Here is a 2804-nt window from a genome sequence, read left to right on the forward strand (position 1 = left end):
ACCTTTGCGGACTTCCGGGACGCCATCCGCAACGTTTTCAACTCTCTCGGCTCTTTCAAACACCAGCTCTCTTCGCTCCTAACCCCCAATTTCCACACCATCGGTCGAGCTGCTCAGGGGATTCTTCAGGCGTAGGGGTATATCATACCGCTACTTCGGCTGTGGGACAGGTTTAAAGGTCACGGCGTCCTTCAAAGCCGCAAGCCCCGCCTTGACGCCCAGACGCAGCCAAATCGCGGCGTCAAACAGCCAAAGGACGGGCTGGGGATAGGCGTGGCTGTAATGCTCGTGGAAATAGCGAATGACGCCCCGCGCCTTGTGCCGCTCGATGAAAAGCGACGGCGCTTTGCTCGTGCCGCCGATATGCGTAACCACCACGTCCGGCACGAAATAGATTTCGCCCTCGGCGTTGCGGAAGCGCAGGCACAGATCCATATCCTCGACATGCAGGAAATAGCGTTCGTCGAACCCCTTGATGGCGCGGAAATCGTCGGCGGCGAGAAACATGAACGCGCCGCTGATGGCGGGCATCGGCGTGATGGTCTGCGGCACGGGATCTTTGTGATAGTTAAGGCGACACTGCGGAAACACTTCCTCAAGCCGCAGGGTTTCGATCGCGGCGTTGAACGGCGTCAGCAGGGCGCGACGGCAACCACGCTGATCTTGCCCCTTCCCGTCCACGAGCCGCGCCCCAAGCATATAAGGGCGCTGCAACGTCGCCGCATGTCCGTGCAGCGTGGCGATGGCCGTCGGCGGCAACAGGCTGTCGGGATTGAGGAAAAGCAGAAATTCGCCCTTGGCCTCGCCAGCGCCGCGATTGCACCCCTTGCTGAAGCCGACATTGCCCTGCCCCGTCACGAAACGCAGGCGCGGTTCCTTCGCCGTCTGCGCCGCAAGTTTCACTTCTATTTCCGTTGGATTGCCATTGTTGACGAGGATCAACTCCACCGGCGCGGTCTGCGCCAGAACCGCCGCGATGGCTTTATCCAGCACGGGGCCGGTGTGGTAAGACACCATGATTACGGACGTAAGCGGCAATGGCGTCGTCATTGACAGCAATCCCCTTCTCTCTGCTACTCTTGGGCCGAACTTCTCCAATCGTCGGAACGATGGTAAGACAAGTCTCAACCTGTGGCCATTTTATTTAGCGGGACGCATGATAACCGTTCAAGAATTGACAATTCCTGAAGTCAAAATCCTGCGCCCCAAGGTGCATCGGGACGATCGTGGTTATGTGGCTGAGATTGTTCACGAAAAGGACTTGCAAACCCTCGGCCTGCCGATCCGTTTCGTTCAGGAGAACCAATCCCTGTCGCGTCAGAAGGGCACGGTGCGCGGCCTGCATTTCCAGAAGCCGCCCGACGCACAGGCGAAGCTGGTGCGGGTGCTGCGCGGCAAAATTTTCGACGTGGCGGTGGATGTCCGTCCGCATTCGGCCACCTATGGCAAGCATGTCACGGCGATCTTGTCGGAAGACGACGTGGCCCAGATGTTCATTCCGGCGGGCTTCGCCCACGGCTTCTGCACGCTGACCGAGGACACCGTGATGCTTTACAAAATGTCGGCCTTTTACGCGCCATCGAGCGAGGGCGGCGTGTTGTGGAACGATCCCGCGCTCGGCATCGACTGGCCCATTGATCCGGCGCAGGCCGTTCTTTCCGGCAAGGACGTGAAATTGCCGTTGTTCAAAGACCTGCCGCCGCTGGCATGGTAACCGCGCCCCCCACCTACATCGTCACCGGCGCCGCCGGATTCATCGGTTCGGCGCTGTGCCGCTCTTTGCGCGAGAACGGCATCGCCCGCGTCGTCGGCATCGACAAGATGACCTATGCCGCCAGCCGCGAGTCGCTGCTCGCCCTCGCCCATGATCCGCAGTTCGAATTGATCGTGGCAGATATCGCCGACGGCGGCGCGATGAAAGCGATCTTCGACAAATTCCAGCCGGACGGGATCATGCATCTCGCCGCCGAAACGCATGTCGATCGCTCCATCGACCGGCCCGACGCCTTCATACAAAGCAATATCGTCGGCACCTTCGTGTTGCTGGAGGCGGCGCGGCGTTATTGGCAAGCGCTTGAGGCGACGAAACGCGATGGCTTCCGCTTCTTGCATGTTTCCACCGACGAGGTTTACGGCTCGCTGGGCAGCGAAGGCGCGTTCACCGAAACAACACCCTACGCGCCGAACTCCCCCTATGCTGCCAGCAAGGCCAGCGCCGATCATCTGGCGCGGGCCTGGCATAAGACCTATGGATTGCCGGTCGTCATCAGCAATTGCTCCAACAATTACGGGCCGTTCCAGTTTCCGGAAAAGCTGCTGCCGCTCAGCGTGATGAAGGCGTTGAATGGCGAGGCGCTGCCCATCTATGGCAAGGGCGAGAATGTCCGCGATTGGCTGTTCGTCGCCGATCACGCCGAGGCGCTGACGCTCATTCTTACGCGTGGCCGCATCGGCGAAAAGTATAATGTCGGCGGCGATGCCGAGCGCCGGAACATCGATCTTATCCATGATCTTTGCGCCATGCTTGACGAAGCCTTGCCGCAATCCGCCCACTGTCCGCATCGCCAACTTATCCGCTTCGTGCAGGATCGCCCTGGTCACGACGAACGCTATGCGATGGATTTCGGCAAGCTGCGGCGCGAACTCGGCTGGACTCCGCGCACCAGCCTGAGCGAAGGCTTGCGCCATACCGTGCGCTGGTACCTCGACAACCGCGCCTGGAGCGAAGCGATCAAGGCGCGGACTTACGGCGGCGAAAGACTCGGGCAATTGCCATGAGAACACACGCGACCAGCAAGAAGCGC

At 60.3% G+C, this 2804-nt stretch carries 3 protein-coding genes; 2 read left to right on the top strand and 1 reads right to left on the bottom strand.

Features of this window, described 5'->3' with window-relative positions:
* Positions 1-150: 150 nt before the first annotated feature.
* Positions 151-1050, bottom strand: coding sequence for a glycosyltransferase family 2 protein (locus Q1J43_RS15820; protein WP_301103476.1), 900 nt, complete (start codon positions 1048-1050; stop codon positions 151-153).
* Between Q1J43_RS15820 and rfbC the strand changes: the two genes are divergently transcribed.
* Both rfbC and rfbB read left to right on the top strand, forming a co-directional pair.
* Entirely contained in the window at positions 1016-1714 is a 699-nt protein-coding gene (gene rfbC / locus Q1J43_RS15825) for a dTDP-4-dehydrorhamnose 3,5-epimerase (protein ID WP_301103477.1), read from the top strand. The genes Q1J43_RS15820 and rfbC overlap by 35 nt on opposite strands.
* Positions 1708-2778 carry a dTDP-glucose 4,6-dehydratase gene (gene rfbB, locus Q1J43_RS15830; protein ID WP_301103478.1) on the top strand — a complete coding sequence of 357 codons (1071 nt, stop codon included), beginning with the start codon at positions 1708-1710 and terminating at the stop codon, positions 2776-2778. The genes rfbC and rfbB overlap by 7 nt, the downstream gene beginning before the upstream one ends.
* Positions 2779-2804 lie beyond the last annotated feature (26 nt).

Origin of the sequence: Propionivibrio sp. (genome assembly GCF_029255185.1) — a bacterium.
In the GTDB taxonomy this organism is placed as follows: Bacteria; Pseudomonadota; Gammaproteobacteria; order Burkholderiales; family Rhodocyclaceae; genus Propionivibrio.

Bases quoted from the DNA above. Each gene is read 5' to 3' on its own strand.
- rfbC (WP_301103477.1), top strand. From the start codon at position 1,016: ATGATTACGGACGTAAGCGGCAATGGCGTCGTCATTGACAGCAATCCC.
- Q1J43_RS15820 (WP_301103476.1), bottom strand. From the start codon at position 1,050: ATGACGACGCCATTGCCGCTTACGTCCGTAATCATGGTGTCTTACCAC.
- rfbB (WP_301103478.1), top strand. From the start codon at position 1,708: ATGGTAACCGCGCCCCCCACCTACATCGTCACCGGCGCCGCCGGATTC.